18 protein-coding genes are annotated in these 17034 nt (G+C 36.7%); all 18 read left to right on the forward strand.

Annotation, left to right across the window (positions count from 1 at the left end; all coding sequences use genetic code 11):
- Positions 1-5 precede the first annotated feature (5 nt).
- Positions 6-968 carry a phospho-N-acetylmuramoyl-pentapeptide-transferase gene (gene mraY, locus CRG87_RS01685; protein WP_232354531.1) on the forward strand — a complete coding sequence of 321 codons (963 nt, stop codon included), beginning with the start codon at positions 6-8 and terminating at the stop codon, positions 966-968.
- 6 nt (positions 969-974) lie between these two features.
- The gene (gene murD, locus CRG87_RS01690; protein ID WP_074425458.1) at positions 975-2354 is read left to right on the forward strand and encodes a UDP-N-acetylmuramoyl-L-alanine--D-glutamate ligase; all 1380 of its coding nucleotides are present in this window, start codon (positions 975-977) and stop codon (positions 2352-2354) included.
- A gap of 1 nt (position 2355) precedes the next feature.
- The gene (gene murG, locus CRG87_RS01695) at positions 2356-3465 is read left to right on the forward strand and encodes an undecaprenyldiphospho-muramoylpentapeptide beta-N-acetylglucosaminyltransferase (protein WP_074425457.1); all 1110 of its coding nucleotides are present in this window, start codon (positions 2356-2358) and stop codon (positions 3463-3465) included.
- Between the two features lie 15 nt (positions 3466-3480).
- Positions 3481-4332, forward strand: a complete 852-nt coding sequence (locus CRG87_RS01700; RefSeq protein ID WP_074425456.1) for a cell division protein FtsQ/DivIB — start codon at positions 3481-3483, stop codon at positions 4330-4332.
- A 62-nt stretch (positions 4333-4394) separates the two neighbouring features.
- Positions 4395-5753 carry a cell division protein FtsA gene (gene ftsA / locus CRG87_RS01705; RefSeq protein WP_074425455.1) on the forward strand — a complete coding sequence of 453 codons (1359 nt, stop codon included), beginning with the start codon at positions 4395-4397 and terminating at the stop codon, positions 5751-5753.
- Between the two features lie 14 nt (positions 5754-5767).
- Positions 5768-7093: a cell division protein FtsZ gene (ftsZ, locus tag CRG87_RS01710; protein ID WP_074425454.1), complete on the forward strand. Its 1326-nt coding sequence runs from the start codon at positions 5768-5770 to the stop codon at positions 7091-7093.
- 69 nt (positions 7094-7162) lie between these two features.
- Positions 7163-7549, forward strand: coding sequence for a cell division protein SepF (locus tag CRG87_RS01715; RefSeq protein WP_228150048.1), 387 nt, complete (start codon positions 7163-7165; stop codon positions 7547-7549).
- Positions 7549-7851 (forward strand): YggT family protein, encoded by a 303-nt coding sequence (locus tag CRG87_RS01720; protein ID WP_046306725.1) that lies wholly within the window; start codon positions 7549-7551, stop codon positions 7849-7851. The genes CRG87_RS01715 and CRG87_RS01720 overlap by 1 nt, the downstream gene beginning before the upstream one ends.
- On the forward strand, positions 7851-8660 hold the full coding sequence (locus tag CRG87_RS01725; RefSeq protein ID WP_074425452.1) for a YlmH family RNA-binding protein: 810 nt from the start codon (positions 7851-7853) through the stop codon (positions 8658-8660). Before CRG87_RS01720 ends, CRG87_RS01725 begins: the two co-directional genes overlap by 1 nt.
- Positions 8627-9406 carry a DivIVA domain-containing protein gene (locus CRG87_RS01730; protein ID WP_074425451.1) on the forward strand — a complete coding sequence of 260 codons (780 nt, stop codon included), beginning with the start codon at positions 8627-8629 and terminating at the stop codon, positions 9404-9406. Before CRG87_RS01725 ends, CRG87_RS01730 begins: the two co-directional genes overlap by 34 nt.
- 221 nt (positions 9407-9627) lie before the next feature.
- A complete protein-coding gene (ileS, locus tag CRG87_RS01735) occupies positions 9628-12417 on the forward strand; it encodes an isoleucine--tRNA ligase (protein ID WP_074425450.1) in 2790 nt (929 codons plus the stop codon).
- A complete protein-coding gene (locus CRG87_RS01740; RefSeq protein WP_074425449.1) occupies positions 12417-12623 on the forward strand; it encodes a cold-shock protein in 207 nt (68 codons plus the stop codon). Before ileS ends, CRG87_RS01740 begins: the two co-directional genes overlap by 1 nt.
- 15 nt (positions 12624-12638) lie before the next feature.
- The gene (locus tag CRG87_RS01745) at positions 12639-13202 is read left to right on the forward strand and encodes an NUDIX hydrolase (protein ID WP_046306730.1); all 564 of its coding nucleotides are present in this window, start codon (positions 12639-12641) and stop codon (positions 13200-13202) included.
- 1 nt (position 13203) lies between these two features.
- On the forward strand, positions 13204-13563 hold the full coding sequence (locus CRG87_RS01750; protein WP_074425448.1) for a hypothetical protein: 360 nt from the start codon (positions 13204-13206) through the stop codon (positions 13561-13563).
- 15 nt (positions 13564-13578) lie between these two features.
- Positions 13579-14274, forward strand: a complete 696-nt coding sequence (locus CRG87_RS01755; RefSeq protein ID WP_074425447.1) for a 5'-methylthioadenosine/adenosylhomocysteine nucleosidase — start codon at positions 13579-13581, stop codon at positions 14272-14274.
- A 3-nt stretch (positions 14275-14277) separates the two neighbouring features.
- Positions 14278-15435, forward strand: coding sequence for a cysteine desulfurase family protein (locus CRG87_RS01760; RefSeq protein WP_074425446.1), 1158 nt, complete (start codon positions 14278-14280; stop codon positions 15433-15435).
- A 50-nt stretch (positions 15436-15485) separates the two neighbouring features.
- The gene (locus tag CRG87_RS01765) at positions 15486-15827 is read left to right on the forward strand and encodes a DUF1831 domain-containing protein (protein ID WP_046306739.1); all 342 of its coding nucleotides are present in this window, start codon (positions 15486-15488) and stop codon (positions 15825-15827) included.
- A gap of 5 nt (positions 15828-15832) precedes the next feature.
- Positions 15833-16954 carry a tRNA 2-thiouridine(34) synthase MnmA gene (gene mnmA / locus CRG87_RS01770; protein WP_257011220.1) on the forward strand — a complete coding sequence of 374 codons (1122 nt, stop codon included), beginning with the start codon at positions 15833-15835 and terminating at the stop codon, positions 16952-16954.
- Positions 16955-17034 lie beyond the last annotated feature (80 nt).

Here is a 17034-nt window from a genome sequence, read left to right on the forward strand (position 1 = left end):
TTTTTATGCTTATCATTAGCATTATTGCATTAGTTAGTTCGTTAGCATTAACAGGAATTTTTCTTCCATGGATGATTATTTTCATGAGAAGCCACCATGAAGGACAAGAAATTCGTGATGAAGGCCCTAAATGGCATGAGAAAAAATCGGGGACGCCGACAATGGGTGGTGTCATCTTTGTGCTTTCCGCTGTTATTTCAACAATATGGGTAGCTGCTTGGCAAAACCACTTGAATAAATTAATTTGGATTTTGGTAATTAGTTTATTAGGTTATGGCATTATTGGCTTTCTAGATGATGGAATTAAACTGTTTTATAAACGAAATTTGGGCTTAAAGGCTTGGCAAAAGTTCACATTGCAAATCCTAATTGCAGCTTTAATTGTTCTAATTGCAGCAACTGATAACTTCAAATTTGGTCTTTATATTCCATTTATCGGCATTGTGACAAGCGCAATTTTGTTTACAATCTTTGTTATTTTCTGGTTGGTTGGCTTTTCAAACGCAGTTAACCTGTCTGACGGGCTAGACGGTTTAGCTACTGGTTTATCAATCATTGCATACGGCACGTACGCATATTTAGCATTAAAGCAAAAGAACTTTGCTGTACTAATTTTTTGTATGAGTGTAATTGGTGGACTTATTTCTTTCTTCATTTTCAACCACAAACCAGCTAAGATTTTTATGGGTGACGCTGGTTCACTCGCCCTAGGTGGTGGTTTAGCTGCCGTAAGTATCTTTTTAAATAGACCATGGTCGTTGTTACTAGTTGGAATCGTGTTTGTCTGCGAAACGGCTAGTGTAATCTTACAAGTAATTTCTTTCCAAACAACGGGTAAGAGAATTTTCAAAATGACACCTATTCATCATCATTTTGAAATGTTAGGCTATTCTGAATGGAAAGTTGATATCATTTTCTGGCTAACTGGTTTAATTGGCAGTATTTTATATTTAGTTATTTGGGGATAAAACAAAATGAGGCAGATTGAGACATATAAGAATAAAAATATTTTAGTCTTAGGATTAGGAAAAAGCGGCTTTGCTGTAAGTGAGTTGTTGCTTAAGCTTGGTGCAAAATTAACTTTAAACGATAAGGCTAATCTCGATCAAAATCCTCATGCACAAGAATTAAAAAAGCTTGGTGTAAGGGTTATTGGCGGTCAACATCCAGTTGATTTGCTTTCAAAAGAGCACTTTGATTATTTGGTTAAAAATCCAGGTATTCCATATGATAACCCAATGGTAAAGGAAGCAATCAAACTAGACTTACCAATTATTACCGAGCCGGAAGTTGCGTTAAATGTCAGTGAAGCTCCATATGTCTGTGTTACCGGTTCTAATGGTAAAACAACAACGGTAATGTTGACTCAACAAATTTTGGAGCATCATTTAGTAAAAACTGGACATCATGCATATGCGGTAGGCAATATTGGGCGACCAATTGCAGAAATTGTTACTGAGGCTACGAAGGATGATGTTTTGGTTGTTGAAATGTCAAGCTTCCAATTGATGGGCGTGACTGATATAAATCCACGCGTAGCAGCAATTATTGATATTTATGATAATGTTCACCTTGATTATCATAAAACCTTTGCCAATTACGTGGCTGCTAAGTTAAATGTTACAAAGACACAATCAGCAGATAACTATTTTTTAGCTAATTTTGATCAAAAAGACATCTTAGAAAAGGAAAAGGCAATTACCAAGGCCAAAATACAAACTTTTTCAGAAAAAGATCAAACAGCAAATTACTTTATTGCTGACGGATATTTACAGGATCAAAACGAAAAGATTATGGCAACTAAGCAAATGAAGCTACCAGGAATCCATAACCAACAAAATGCCTTAGTGGCAATTGCAATCGCTAAAATCATGGGCGCGGAAAATGATGATATTCAAGCAGTCTTGGCAACTTTTACCGGTGCTAAACATCGCTTACAGTATGTCATGACACTTGATGGTCGAAAGATTTATAATGATTCTAAATCCACTAATATAGAGGCTGCATCAGTTGCTATCCCATCCTTTCAAGAACCAGAAGTTTTGATTGCAGGAGGCTTAGATCGTGGATTTACATTTGATGACTTAGTACCATTGCTAAAAAAGCACGTAAGAGCAGTTGTTCTTTATGGTGAAACAAGATTCTTGTTAGCAGACGCTGCTCGTAAGGCTGGTATCACTGATATTGTGATTGAAAACAGCTTACAAGAGGCGGTGCCCAAAGCCTATGAGTTAACCCAATCAGGCGATGTTTTACTATTTTCACCAGCTTGTGCCTCGTGGGATCAATTCCGTACTTTTGAAGAACGTGGCGACTATTTTATAAATTTTGTTAAGGAACTGAAAACTAAATAAAATGAGAATTATTTTTACAGGTGGTGGCACGGGTGGCCACATTTATCCGATAATGGCATTGATAGAACGACTTAAAGAGCGTGATCTAGCAACTGATGACGAAATTCTGTTTGTCGGAACGCAAAAAGGGCTCGAAGCAAAAATCGTTCCTGCTGCTGGAGTAAACTTTAAAACACTTGAATTGCAGGGGTTTACTAGAAAGCACTTACTAAGTAACTTTACAACGGTTAATCTATTTATTAAGGCAACCAAAAAGGCCAGAACAATAATTTCTGATTTTAAGCCAGATGTTGTTGTAGGTACGGGTGGCTATGTAAGCGGAGCAATGGTCTACGCTGCTGCTAAAATGAATATTCCTACGATGATTCATGAATCTAATTCAGTTGTTGGTGTCGCAAATAAGTTTTTGGGTCATTATGTTGATAAAATTTGTTATACCTTTGATGATGCAGCTGCACAATTTACCGAAAAGAAAAAACTGATAAAAACTGGTAATCCTCGTTCACAGCAGGTGTTAGGCCTTGCTTCGACAAAAGTTGACTTGCAAAGCAAATTGGCACTTAACCCTGATACACCGACAGTACTGGTTTTCGGTGGCTCTAGAGGTGCCTTAGCACTGAATCGGATTATGCTAAAATCACTGACCAAGTTAATGAAAAAACCGTATCAAGTGATCTGGGTGACAGGAACATACTACTATGATGAAATTCAAAAGAAGTTAGCCGACTTTAACTATGGTACAAGCATCAAAGTACTGGCTTATGTTGAGGACATGCCAGCTCTTTTACCCAAGATGACTTGCGTTATTTCAAGATCAGGTGCAACGAGTATTGCAGAATTTACTGCCTTAGGCGTACCAGCAATTTTGATTCCTAGTCCCAATGTTACCCATAATCATCAAATGAAAAACGCTCTTGATCTTGAAAAGGCTGGGGCAGCAACAGTTATTGCTGAAGATGATTTAAATCCTAACAATTTTATTTCTTCAATTGATCACATTTTACTAGATCAGAAATATGCTGATGAAATGAGTGCAGCGTCTAAAAAGTTAGGTGTACCAGATGCATCAGATCAGGTTATTAAAGTGATGGAAGAAATAGCCAAAAAATAAAAGCAGGTGAGGTAGTTGACTAAGAAACGCATAACTAAGATTGATCCAGAAGAAAAATTATCGCACTACTTAGACCATCAATCAAATCAGAAAAAAAGAAAAAGCCAAAACAAAATTTCTGCTTCACTTTCTAATTTGCATAGTGAGCGTAAGTCTGCGTTGGTTAGACGGCTTGGTTTAATCATAACTATCTCAATAATTTGCTTAATTTGCCTTGGCTACTACATTTCACCCTTAGCAAATGTTCGCAGTGTTAGGGTTGAGGGAGCGGATGATTTACCGGCTAAAAATGTTGTAAAAGTTGCTAAAATCAAAGCAAGTGACCATGTAATTGACTATTTGCTAAATTGGAATAATGTAAACAGTAAATTAACTAGCGAGTACACTGAAATAAAAAATGTTAGTGTAGAAGTGAATCATTTTAATCAATTAAGTTTAAAAATAAATGAATTTCAACCAATAGGTTATATAAAAAAAGAAAATGGCTATTGTAAAATTCTTTCAAATGGTAAACTAGGTACGCAGCTACTTTCTTGGAGTAAAATAGATCAAGACAAACCTGTTTTTATTGGTTATAATCGTGAAGTTTCATTAAATAAGAATTTGCATTTATTCAATAGCTTACCTGATGAGTTTAAAGAGCAAATTAAGCTTTTAAGTGGGAATACACGTAGAAAATCACAGGTAATCTTCGTAATGAAGGATGGGAATGTGATTATTGGAAATATTACAACAATCAAAAGTAAATTAAAGTATTACGACGAAATTAAGAATAAAGTAAATAAAAACAGTTTGATTGACCTAGAAGTTGGTGCATATAGTCGTCCCTTAACACCAAGTGAAAAGCGGGCTTATGGGTTAATATAAGCTGTATTTATAAACAATTTATGTTAAAATTTTTAGAAAGAGCAGTGACGGGGGGTTAATTTTTGGACAATACAAATCTATTAGTGGGATTAGATATAGGAACCACTAGCGTTAAGGCAGTCGTTGCTGATGCGGGGAAAGTAATAGGAGCAGTTGCAGTTCCTAATAAAGGCATGCGACATGGAAATATCGTTGATATTGATGAAACCGCGAATGCGATTGGATACGCTTTAAAAGAAATTAGTAAAAAAACAAATGCAAATATATATCGTGTAGTAACTGGCATTCCTGTTGGAATGTTACAATTGGAAGCAGCAAGCGATTTAATCAATGTTAGCGATAATGGTCAAGAAGTTGGTAATAGTGATGTTAGACGTGTCGTGAGAGCTGCAATTAAATCCGCTATAAAAAGTGAGAGAGAACCTATTGCTTTTTTGACGAGTCGTTTTTTAATTGATGGAAAAACAGAGGTAGATGATCCTCGAAAGATGATTGCCCATTCATTAGCTGTTCAAGGGATTGTATTGACTGCTCCTGCAAGCCCATTGCACAATATTAAGAAAGCGATTGAAAGGGCAGGTTACCAAAATAACTTCTTTATTCCGACACCACTCGCGATTGCAAGTGTAGCTTTGAATGAAAGCGAACGAACCTTTGGCTCTGTCATTTTGGATTTAGGTGGAGGCGTAACCACTGCAACGGTAATCCACAATGGTCAGATAAAATATGCTAATATAGACTTTGAAGGTGGAAGCGACATCACAAATGATATCTCTTCTGTTTTAAGTACTTCAAAAAAGGATGCTGAACAAATTAAGCTTGATTATGGCTACGCGGACTACTTACTAGCTTCAAAGAAGAATAAGTTTGCTATCAATAGTGCGGGATCAAATGGTCAGCAGATGGTGGACGAAGTTTATCTTAGTCAAATTATCAATGCGCGTATAATGCAAATAGTTGAGCGTATTGAAAAAGGACTAATTAAACATGATGCCTTGAAGCTCCCTGGGGGAATTATCATTACTGGTGGTAGTAGCCTTCTTCAAGGTATTGATGACATTATTGCAAAAAAGTTAAATGTCAAAACGCGTGTCTACCAGCCTGATCAAATTGGAATGCGAAATCCTGTATATTCAGCCGCATATGGCATTGTTAACTATGCATATAAGATGTCAGATATAGACTTTTTAGCAATAAGTGCAATTTATGGCAAGAATACCTTAGGTGAAAGTAACGACTCAACTGAAAAAAGTAATAAAAATTCAAAAAGACCCGTTATTAGTAATGAAACCAAGGGAAAAGAAGAATATAATAAACCTGAGTTGCTGAAGCGAGAGAGAAGAGCGCAAAGTAATTCAATTAATAATAAAAAAAATAAAGATAAGGGTATAAAGAATTTCTTTAAAAAGTTCTTTGATTAAAGGTGGTTAATTAGATGGATTTCACATTCGATTCAGATGACAATAAAAATGCTGTCATCAAAGTGATAGGTGTCGGTGGTGCCGGTGGTAATGCTGTTAATAGGATGATCGATGATGGCGTACAAGGAGTATCTTTTGTAGCTGCTAACACGGATGTTCAAGCCTTGAATAGTAATAAAGCAGAAACTAAAATTCAGCTTGGGCCAAAACTAACGAGAGGGTTAGGAGCAGGTTCTCATCCTGAAGTCGGTCAAAAGGCTGCTGAAGAAAGTGAACAAACAATCGAAGATGCACTTAAAGGTGCTGACATGATTTTTATCACTGCTGGAATGGGTGGTGGTACGGGTACTGGTGCAGCTCCTGTTGTTGCTAAAATTGCTCGTGAAACAGGTGCTTTAACAGTTGGTGTCGTTACTAGACCATTTACATTTGAAGGTCCCAAACGCTCCAAAAACGCTACAGAAGGTATTTCACAATTAAAGCAATATGTTGATACATTAGTTATTATTGCTAACAACCGCTTGCTAGAGATGGTTGATAAGAAGACCCCAATGATGGATGCTTTTAAAGAGGCTGACAATGTCTTAAAACAAGGTGTTCAAGGTATTTCTGATTTAATTACTTCTACCGATTACGTAAACTTAGACTTTGCAGATGTTAAAACTGTAATGGCTAACCAGGGTGCTGCTTTGATGGGAATTGGTCGCGCTAGTGGTGAGAATAGAACAGTTGAAGCCACTAAATTAGCAATTTCGTCACCTTTGCTTGAAGTTTCAATAGATGGTGCTAGACAAGTCCTACTAAATATCACTGGTGGACCAGACTTAACTTTGTTTGAAGCTCAAGATGCTTCTGAAATTGTTTCAAAAGCTGCTGGTGATGATGTAAATATTATCTTTGGTACGTCTATCAATCCTAATTTAGGTGATGAAGTAGTAGTTACTGTGATTGCAACAGGAATTAGTTCTCTAGTTGAAGAAGAAGCTTCTAAGCAGCTACCAGGACAAGGACATCAAGTTAAAGCTGAAACTGAAAAAAGTTCTATTAATTTAGATACTAAACTAGATGAGACTGAGTCAGTCGAAAGAGAACAAGTTTTTGATCAAACTACTGATTCTGAACAGGCTCCTAAGCATAGAACTATGGTAGATCCAACCAGTGTTTGGGGCTTAGATAATGACGATCAAGCAAGTAGACGTTCCACTGAAAATGAGGTTGAACGTGATGAACAGCAGAGTGCCTTTGATGATCAAGGTAGTATTTCACAAATTGAAACTAGCGCCTTTGATGATGACGACACTGACGATATTCCGTTTTTTAGACATCGTGGCGAAAAGTAGCAGGAGGTAAAGAAAATGGCTTTTAGTAAAATAGGTAAATTTTTCGGTATCTCAGATGAAGAAAATGAGATGTTAGATAACGAAGAATATCTTGAATCTCAAGACGAACTTGAAAACAGTATTCCCAGTGGTTCAATTGACCATGATAAAATAGTGTCAATTAAATCAGGAAGCAGTTCTGCTAAAAGCAATATTGTTTTATATGAACCTCGTGTATATTCGGATGCAAAAGATGTTGCTCAGAATTTACTAAATAATAAAGCAGTAATTATTAATTTTAGTCGAATGGAAGATGCTTCTTCGAGAAGAATTGTTGATTTTATTACCGGTACGGTTTATGCATTAAATGGTGAAATACAACGTATAGGCGACAAGATTTTTCTCGCTACGCCACCTAAATTTGTCACTGATGGAAAAATCAGCGATTTAGTCGATAAGAAAGATAACTTGAGTTAATGTTTGAAGCAATTCGTTATATAATAAATATTCTAAATTGGATTATTTGGTTATACAGTATTGTGATGGTTATCGATGCAATTATGAGTTGGGTACCTTTTTTACGTGATTCAGCTATTGGACAAATAATTAATCGCATAATTGATCCATATGTGAGTATTTTTCGCAAAGGGCCAATTGAACGGTTATCAAATTCTACTGGCATAGATTTTTCATTTCTTTTAGCCTTGTTATTGCTGTATTTTGTGCAAGAATATGCTATAGGATGGCTATACAATATTTTGTTTAGGATCTTTGCGTAATGGAAAAGAGACAAGCAAGTAAGTTTTATCCGTATTTTGACGTTGAAGAAAAATCGGTCATTGATAAAATGACCGGTTTTTTCAATAGTGTGGTTTTTAAGCAGCAATCATTGCTTACTGAGTTCTTGGATCCTGCTCAAAGAGATATTTTACGCACAATTGCAGGAAATGATCTTTTTATGCAGGATTTTGGTGGTTATCAAGCTGCTGAGAAGAAAAGAGTTTATCTAACCGAAGACTGGACTAATTTTGATTTATCCGATTATGGTGTAACTGCATTTTCAATTAACTATCCGAATAAGTTTGAAAAATTATCTCATAGTGCCATTTTGGGTAGCTTAGCCAATTCAGGAATTGAGACTGAAACATTTGGTGATATCATTACTAATGGAAATGGGCAATGGCAGTTTTTTGGGAAAAGTGAACTAACTGATTTTTTTCAAAAAGAAATTACTAGAATAGGGCGAGTCAAAGTTAAAGTTGAACCTATAGACTTTAGAAATGTCATAGTCCCAGAAGATGATAGTAGTGAAACTTCGATTATTGCGACTTCACTTCGAGTTGATGCAATTTTATCAGGAATTAGTAACCAAAGCCGTAGCCAAATTCAAAATAGTATTTCGACAAATTTGGTTAAATTAAATTGGCATGGTATCAAAGATTCTAATATAATAGTAAAAGTAGATGATGTTCTCAGCTTAAGGCATTTTGGTCGATGCAAAGTTGAGGATATTAGAACAACGAGAAAAGGCAAATATAAGGTGGTGCTGAGACTTTGGCAGACAAAAAAACACAAACAACGAAATTAACGCCAATGGATATTCATAATGAGGAATTTAAAAAACGTGGACTTAGTGGCTATGATCGTCGCGAAGTTGATTCTTTTTTAGATCGTGTTGTGGATGACTATGGTGATGCACTTGATGAAACAATTGATTTGAAAAATGAAGTAGCTCGGCTAAAAACGCAAGTTAATGACTTACAAGCTAAAGTTACGAAATATGAGCAGAACGAAGAAGCAGCTAAGCATCAACTTGCTGATGCACATGTTCGTGCACAAGAGATTATCAATACGGCAACAGAGCAAGCGCATAACGAAACTGCTCAAGCAAGAGTAGATGTTGACTACCAAAAGCAGCAATTGGATACGATCAAAGATGATTACGAGCGAGTTAAGAAAGAGGTCGCTGGTTATCGTACATATATTCAAGATTTGCTTCAAAAGGCAATTGAAAATCTCAATGACGATGATTGGCAAAAGGCGCTTGATAAGTACTTTGGCACAGAGCGTTTTTATCCACCAGACGGTGCAGAGCCAATTACTTTAACCGATGAAGAAGAAATTGTTGATGAAGATGACGATGAAGAGGATACGGGAATAGTTGACAAAGATGATAACTATGAAGTAAACTTTGATGAAGAAGATGATCCACAGCCAATGGCTGGTGATAGTTCAAATTCTGAAACAATTGATCTGAATAATGAAGAGGGACCTGAAGTACAAGTTTCAGGCACTTCAATCGTTTTTCCAGAGGATTATAAAAAAAGAGATTAATAAACGGATAGTAAAACCGACAGACAATTCAGCGATCTAGTGGTGGTGTGAGACTAGTATTAAGTGCTTGATGGTTGATCAGCTATCGCGATACAGTTTATTTCGTCAATTGCACGTTACGCAATCTTTAAGTGGAGCTTAATTGGCTCAATTTAGGTGGTACCACGATATTAAACCTCGCCCTAATTAGGACGAGGTTTTTTTGCAGAAAGGAATAAATAATGAGAGTAAAGGATACGCTAAATTTAGGAAAAACTAAATTTAAAATGCGTGGAAATCTTCCCGTTAGAGAAGCAGAATGGCAAAAAGAATGGGATGAAAATAAATTATATGAACAAAGACTAAAACTAAATGAGGGTAAACCTCGTTTTGACTTGCATGATGGTCCTCCATTTGCCAATGGTAATATTCACATGGGACATGCGTTAAACAAGATTTCTAAAGATATTATTGTTCGCTTTAAAAATATGGATGGCTATTACGCACCTTACGTTCCCGGATGGGATACACACGGGTTGCCAATTGAGCAACAATTAGCAAAACAAGGCGTTGACCGTAAAAAAATGAATCGTGCGGAATACCGTCAATTGTGTGAAGACTACGCTAAAAAAGAAATCAGTAAACAAAAAGCTGATTTTAAGCGTTTAGGAGTGATGGGTGACTGGGATCATCCATACATTACTTTACAACCTGAATACGAAGCAGAAGAAATTCGTGTGTTTGGTAAAATGTATGAACAAGGATACATTTACAAGGGTAAGAAGCCGGTCTACTGGTCACCTTCTAGTGAGTCAACGTTGGCTGAAGCCGAGGTTGAATATCATGATGTAAAGTCTCCTTCAATTTATGTTGCTTTTCCTGTTAAGGATGGTAAGGGCATCATTGACCCAAAGGATACTTATTTCGTAATCTGGACTACAACACCTTGGACTATACCGGCTAATCAAGGGATTACAGTTAACCCAGGCTTTGACTATTCAGTAGTCAAAGTTGGCGATAAGAGATATGTGGTAGGTACTGATCGACTTGAAGCAGTAGCAGAAGCGCTTGATTGGGAAAATTATGAAGTTGTACAACACGTAAAAGGTTCTGAGATGGATCGCATGCTTGCTTCACATCCACTATATGGACAAGATGTTTTGGTAATGAATGCGATGCATGTTACTGCTGCTGACGGTACTGGTTTAGTTCACACTGCTTCTGGCTTTGGTGAAGACGACTATAATGTTGCTCAACGCTATGATTTACCTGTCTTTAGTCCCTTGGATAATAAGGGTTGCTATACCGATGAAGTTCCCGACCCTGAATTAGTTGGCATGTTTTATGACGATGCTAATAAAGTTGTCAGCGAAAAATTAAAGCAGTCTGGTAACTTATTGAAACTAAGCTTTTTCACGCACTCATATCCACATGACTGGAGAACTAAGAAGCCAGTTATCTATCGTGCAACAACCCAATGGTTTGCATCAATCGAAAAATGTCGTAAACAAATTCTTGAACAAATTGATCAGGTTAACTTTATGCCAGAATGGGGTAAAGTTCGTTTGCACAACATGATCAAAGATCGTGGCGACTGGGTAATTTCACGTCAACGTGCTTGGGGTGTTCCTCTACCAATTTTTTACGCAGAAGATGATACTCCAATTGTTACTCCAGAAACAATTGAACACATTGCGCAAATTTTTGCCAAGGAAGGTTCGAATGCTTGGTATAAACGCACTGCTAAAGAACTTTTGCCAGATGGATTTACTTCTCCACATTCTCCTAATGGAGAATTCAGAAAAGAAACAGATATTTTAGATGTTTGGTTTGATTCTGGGTCTTCACATCGAGCAGTAATGGCTGCAAGAGAAGATTTACGTTTTCCAGCAGACATGTACCTTGAGGGGAGTGATCAATATCGTGGTTGGTTCAATTCTAGTTTGATTACTTCAGTTGCAACAACTGGTCAGGCCCCATATCGCAACATCCTATCTCAAGGGTTCGTTTTAGATGATAAAGGTCATAAAATGTCTAAATCGCTTGGTAACATCATTGCACCAAACGATATAATTAAAAAGATGGGTGCTGAGATAATTCGTTTATGGGTTGCTTCAGTTGATGCAACTTCAGATGTAGCAGTTTCCCAAGACATTTTGCAGCAAACTTCTGAAAGCTACCGTAAAATTAGAAACACTTTCCGTTATATGTTGGCTAACACTTCAGATTTTGATCCAGAAAAAGACCGTATTGCATATGAAGATCTTAATTCGATTGATCAATATCTTGAAGTTCGTTTGAATGAACTTGTTAAGACCTGTTTGGAAAGTTATGAAAAATATGATTTCAATAACGTCTATAAAAAGATCTTTTCGTTTATTTCTAACGATTTATCAGCATTTTACTTGGACTTTGCAAAAGATGTTTTATACATTGAAGGCAAGAATAGTCATGCAAGACGTTCAATGCAAACGGTCATTTACGATGCTGCGGTTAAATTAGCCAAGGTTTTGACACCTATCCTTCCGCACACAATGGAAGAAATCTGGTCATTCTTAAAAGAAAAAGAAGACTACATCCAACTGACGAATATGCCTGAAGTTGAAGAATATGAAAATAGTGAAGAACTACTTGTTAAATGGCAAAAGTTCATGTCATTAAGAGATGATGTCTTAAAGGTCCTAGAAGAAGCACGTGACAAGAAGCTAATTGGTAAATCATTTGAGGCAGCTGTGACGATTTATCCTACTGAAGAAATGAAATCGATTTTAGATTCACTAGATGCCAATTTCAGACAGATTTTAATTGTCTCTAAATTAACTATCGCTGATGGTCCGGCTCCTGAAAATGCTGAGAAACTACAAAATGGTGCTTTCATTGTTGAACGAGCTGAGGGTGAAGTTTGTCCACGATGCCGAATGATTAGAAATGACATTGGGCAGGATAACGACCTTCCAATGCTTTGTGGACGCTGTGCTGAGATAGTCAAGGCTGATTATCCAGAAACAGCTCAAGAAGGACTAGAAGAATAATGCGTTTAGGTACAGTAAAGCAATTTGATCCAAAAAGTAGTTTTGGATTCATTGAAGATGACGAAAACCACAAATCTTATTTTGTTTTTTACACTGCAATTAAAGAAGAAGGATATCGTCGTGTTCAAGTTGGTCAAAAAGTCAAATACCAACTTGCTCAAGGAAAAAATGGCTTGCAATGTGTGAATGTATATCTAGCTAATTAATAGGAAAGTGAATAAATGGATTTAACAGAAACTGAAATTTCTTCAAAACAGATTTTTTCGGGGCGAATTGTTGATCTCTCTGTTAGAACAATTAAATTGCCTAATGGTGAAACTGCAACAAGAGAAGTAGTTAAACATCAACCTGCTGCTGCAGCGATTGCAGTAAATGATAAGCAAGAAATGCTGCTAGTTGAACAATGGCGCGAACCAATTAAAGAATTAACCTTGGAAATTCCAGCTGGTTTAATTGATGAGACCGATGCGAGTCCATTGGATGCAATGAAACGCGAGCTGAATGAAGAAGGCGGTTATCATGCCGATTATTGGGAAAAAATTACCGAATTTTATTCTTCACCTGGCTTTACTGATGAGAAACTACATTTATTTTATTGTGACACTTTGACAAAGCTTGATGATAAAAGACCATTAGATTCAGATGAATTTTTGACTAGTCACTGGTATAATTTGGAAGAACTAAAGCGTCTTTTTGCTCAAGGTAAACTTGTTGACGCAAAAACGTTGTACGCAATGAGTGTTTGGGAAAACATGTTGTTAACTGGCGCAAGCGCAAAGGAATAAAATGACTGAAAAGCGATCTGATTACCGAAAAAAGAATCAACGAAAAAAGAAAAACAGCTTTTTTAAGACAATTAAATCGGCTTTTGATAACGAGGAAGAAGTAGATGTAAATCCAGAATTTACACGTGACTCAACTGAGCGTCCTTTTAATGATGAGCAAAGCTCAAAAACTATAAGAGAACCTCAAAGAGAAACGCAAACTTCTAGTGATGAAAATAATTCCAAGTATCAAAATAAGCAGAAAGCTCAGCCTAAGACTTGGGTAGAGAAGGGCTTAAGACTAAAAAGGCGTTTAAACATTGCAATATTAATTGTGATTGTATTGATTGTTTTGGTATTATTAGCGTTATTTCATTTATAAATAATCGAGGGGAAAATGAAGATAGCAATTATTGTCCCAATGGAAATTGAGGCAGAATATTATCGTAAGTATTTTCACTCTGGTAGCACAGAAATGTTCGGATCTACACAGTTCGAGCATTTTTGCGTTAACGGCAATGAAATTTACATTGGATTGAGTGGAATAGGTAAAGTACAAGCTGCAATGAACTTAGCAAGCTTATTGAGCAGTGTAGATATTGATATGATTTTTATGACGGGAACGGCAGGTTCTTTGCAACAAACTGTTCATAAAGGTGATTTAGTTTTAGCTAGTTCTTTTGCTTACCATGATGCTCATAATACGCTTGCTGGGGACTACGTAGAGGGACAAATTCCCGGTGAACCAGCAGTATTTGAACTAGATTCATCTGCTAGAAATGAATTTATTAGCTTCTTAAATAAAGAAGGAGTATCGTATCAAGAAGGATTAGTAGTCACTGGTGATTCCTTCATCGGTTCTGATAAGCAGAAGGACGAAATTAAACTTAATTTTGCTAATGCTCTTGGTGTTGAAATGGAAGGTGCGGCGTTTGCTCAAGTAGCTTATCATTTTGCTAAACCCCTTATTGCATTACGTGCGATTTCGGATAATGGAAATGATAATGCAAACGAAGATTTTGATCAGTTTGCCAAAAAAGTTGGCGCTAAAGCTGCAAAGTTAATTTGTGCCTATCTAGACAAAGTGAAATAGCTTATGGAAGAAATTTATTTAGACAATGCAGCGACTACTCCGATGTCTCCGAAAGTAATTGATGTGGTTACTGAAGAAATGAAGAACGATTTTGGTAATGCTTCTAGTACTTATGAGCTGGGAAGAAAAGCGCGTCATGTGATCGACCAAGCGCGTTCAAAGGTTGCTAAAGCAATTAATGCTAAGGATAACGAGATAATTTTTACTTCTGGTGGTTCGGAAAGTAACAATACGGCAATTTTCGGTACTGCTCATAGTAGGTCTGATATAGGCAAGCGCATTATAACTACTAAGATTGAGCATCCATCTGTTTTACAGCCAATGATGCAACTTGAACGTGAGGGCTTCGATGTAGTTTATCTTAATGTTGATGAAACAGGCCATATTTCACTTGAAGAGTTGAAAAAGAACTTAACTCCTGAAACAATTTTAGTTTCGATCATGGCAGTCAATAACGAAATAGGGACAATTAATCCAATTGCTGAAATAGGTGAAATTGTCGCAAAGAGTAACGCATATTTCCATGTTGACGCGGTTCAGGGATTAGGGAACATTGACATTGATGTTGCTAAAATGAAAATCGATTTACTATCTTCATCTGCTCATAAAATAAATGGGCCAAAGTTTCTTGGCTTTTTGTATGAAAAAGCTGATGTGAAATTACCACCATTAGTCTATGGTGGAGAGCAGGAAACGAAGCGACGGGCAGGTACTGAGAATGTTCCTGGAATTGCTGGCTTGGGCGAAGCTGTAAGCGAAATTGCTGAAGTTGATAAGCAAAAATTGCAAGAAAAGTATCATCACTTCCAAAAAATAATTTTGACGGAACTCGATCAAGCAAAAATTGCTTATCAGGTTAATGGCGGTTTAGGTGAAAATGTCTCGCATCATATTTTGAACCTGCGCATTGATGGTATATCTACAACACTTTTACAAGCAAATCTTGATTTAGCTGGTTTTGCCGTTTCAGGTGGCTCAGCTTGTACAGCAGGTTCACTCGAACCGTCACATGTTTTATGTGCATGCTTTGGTAAAAAGTCTCCGCGTGTTCTAGAGTCAATTAGAATTTCATTTGGTAGATATACGACTGATGAAGAAATTACTAGCTTTGCTCAACAACTAGTGAAAATTGCTCAGAAAGTCCAGAAAAAAGAAAAATAGTTGCTTTTTAATTTAATTTAACTTATTATTAGTAAGCGTGAGGTATAATTATGGCAAATACTGTAGAAATTAATGGTGATACGCGTAAGTTTACACTTAGTCCTGACTTGAAGCTGTACGCGCTTATTGACGCTGGCTTTGTTAAAACGGCTAAAGGTAATTTTAATTACGAACATCCACTTTATAATGATTCACCATATAATGCTCCTACCAAATTGAAAATGACGATTGACAAAGAAATGAGTCATTTAACAATGGTTGTGACTGACCGCAATGGTCTTAAGAAGGTTAATATTTTTAAAAACCAACAATTGGCACCTACGGTGGAGTTGTTAGATTATATTCTAAAAGACTTAGAAGAGCGAAATATTATTGTTGCTGTAAAGGATTGAGTTAATTGGCAAAAAAGGGTCGAGTAGTAGTAGGTATGAGTGGTGGGGTTGATTCCTCTGTTTCTGCATTACTACTTAAGAAGCAAGGCTATGATGTAATTGGCGTTTTTATGAAAAATTGGGATGACACTGATGATGCGGGTGTTTGTACCGCAACAGAAGATTATGAAGACGTCAAAAAGGTAGCTGATCAAATTGGTATTCCATATTATTCAATCAATTTTGAAAAAGAATATTGGCACCGTGTTTTTGAGTATTTTTTAAGTGAATACAAAAAGGGACGCACACCTAATCCCGACGTAATGTGTAATAGCCAAATTAAATTTAAATCATTTTTGGATTTCGCAATGGACTTAGATGCAGATTATATTGCAATGGGACATTATGCAAAAACGATTACTGATGAAAATGGCATTACGCATATGATGCGGCCAAAAGATGGCAATAAAGATCAAACTTACTTTTTGAGTCAACTGAGCCAAAAACAAATCAGTAAGGTGATTTTTCCATTGGCTAATTTGACTAAGCCACAGGTACGTGAAATTGCAATTGAAAATAATTTAGTTAACGCAAAAAAGAAGGACTCCACTGGAATTTGCTTTATTGGCGAGAGAAACTTCCGCAAGTTTCTAAGTGAGTTCTTACCGGCAAAGTCTGGTAAAATGGTCACACCTGATGGAAACGTTGTCGGTAAGCATGCCGGATTAATGTACTATACTATTGGCCAGCGTTCTGGCTTGGGTCTAGGTTCTACTAAGCAATCGACTGCTCCATGGTTTGTTGTTGGTAAGGACTTGAAAAAGAACGAATTAATTGTTGAGCAAGGATATGATAGTGAATTGCTTTACGCTACTAAGCTTGAAGCAAGCGGCATGTCTTTTTTCACTGGTCAGCCTGACCGTGACTTCAAGATTCGTTGTAGTGCAAAGTTCCGTTATCGCCAGCCTGATGTTGCAGTTACTGTTGAATATCATGCTGCTAATAATTCAGCTACTGTTTACTTCGATGAGCCAGCTCGTGCAGTAACACCTGGACAGGCTCTAGTTTTATATAACGGTGAAGAATGTCTAGGTGGTGGCAACATTGACTGTGCATACCAGGAAGAGCGGAAATTACAATTAGTTTAGAATAGCTATAAAGAAAGACTTAGTTCTTTCTTTTTTTATACTCTGAAATATATTTACAGGCCGTTGATTCTGCTTTTTCA

It is taken from the genome of Lactobacillus apis (assembly GCF_002837055.1).
Taxonomy (GTDB): domain Bacteria; phylum Bacillota; class Bacilli; order Lactobacillales; family Lactobacillaceae; genus Lactobacillus; species Lactobacillus apis.

What these genes read in the sequence shown, in the direction of transcription:
- mraY (WP_232354531.1), top strand. Translation starts at nt 6, where the DNA reads ATGCTTATCATTAGCATTATTGCATTAGTTAGTTCGTTAGCATTAACA.
- murD (WP_074425458.1), top strand. Translation starts at nt 975, where the DNA reads ATGAGGCAGATTGAGACATATAAGAATAAAAATATTTTAGTCTTAGGA.
- murG (WP_074425457.1), top strand. Translation starts at nt 2,356, where the DNA reads ATGAGAATTATTTTTACAGGTGGTGGCACGGGTGGCCACATTTATCCG.
- ftsZ (WP_074425454.1), top strand. Translation starts at nt 5,768, where the DNA reads ATGGATTTCACATTCGATTCAGATGACAATAAAAATGCTGTCATCAAA.
- CRG87_RS01715 (WP_228150048.1), top strand. Translation starts at nt 7,163, where the DNA reads ATGTTAGATAACGAAGAATATCTTGAATCTCAAGACGAACTTGAAAAC.
- CRG87_RS01720 (WP_046306725.1), top strand. Translation starts at nt 7,549, where the DNA reads ATGTTTGAAGCAATTCGTTATATAATAAATATTCTAAATTGGATTATT.
- CRG87_RS01725 (WP_074425452.1), top strand. Translation starts at nt 7,851, where the DNA reads ATGGAAAAGAGACAAGCAAGTAAGTTTTATCCGTATTTTGACGTTGAA.
- ileS (WP_074425450.1), top strand. Translation starts at nt 9,628, where the DNA reads ATGAGAGTAAAGGATACGCTAAATTTAGGAAAAACTAAATTTAAAATG.
- CRG87_RS01740 (WP_074425449.1), top strand. Translation starts at nt 12,417, where the DNA reads ATGCGTTTAGGTACAGTAAAGCAATTTGATCCAAAAAGTAGTTTTGGA.
- CRG87_RS01745 (WP_046306730.1), top strand. Translation starts at nt 12,639, where the DNA reads ATGGATTTAACAGAAACTGAAATTTCTTCAAAACAGATTTTTTCGGGG.
- CRG87_RS01750 (WP_074425448.1), top strand. Translation starts at nt 13,204, where the DNA reads ATGACTGAAAAGCGATCTGATTACCGAAAAAAGAATCAACGAAAAAAG.
- CRG87_RS01755 (WP_074425447.1), top strand. Translation starts at nt 13,579, where the DNA reads ATGAAGATAGCAATTATTGTCCCAATGGAAATTGAGGCAGAATATTAT.
- CRG87_RS01760 (WP_074425446.1), top strand. Translation starts at nt 14,278, where the DNA reads ATGGAAGAAATTTATTTAGACAATGCAGCGACTACTCCGATGTCTCCG.
- CRG87_RS01765 (WP_046306739.1), top strand. Translation starts at nt 15,486, where the DNA reads ATGGCAAATACTGTAGAAATTAATGGTGATACGCGTAAGTTTACACTT.